The following is a 295-nucleotide window of genomic DNA, read 5'->3' on the forward strand; positions in this document are numbered from 1 at the left end:
CACCCTGATGGGATTGATCAACGACCCGGGCCTCTTCAAATGCGGCATCAACTGGGTCGGCGTGACCGACATCGGCCTGATGTACACGGTCAAATGGAGCGACCTCGGCGACAGCTGGAAGAAATACGGCATGCCGCAGTTGGTGGGCGACCCCGTCAAGGACGCGCCGATGTTCGAAGCCAATTCGCCCCTGCGCCACGCGGCGCGGCTGCGCCAGCCGCTGCTCATGGCCTACGGCAGCGCCGACGAGCGCGTGCCGCTGGTGCACGGCACGCGCTTCCACGACGCGGTCAAG

At 66.1% G+C, this 295-nt stretch carries 1 protein-coding gene; it reads left to right on the plus strand.

What is annotated here, in order from left to right; all coding sequences use genetic code 11:
• Positions 1–295 (plus strand): alpha/beta hydrolase family protein (locus tag D0817_RS27230; RefSeq protein ID WP_153188227.1); only part of this gene is annotated, 295 nt, incomplete at both ends.

Source organism: Flavobacterium cupreum (assembly GCF_003996965.1).
Classification (GTDB): Bacteria; Bacteroidota; Bacteroidia; order Flavobacteriales; family Flavobacteriaceae; genus Flavobacterium; species Flavobacterium cupreum.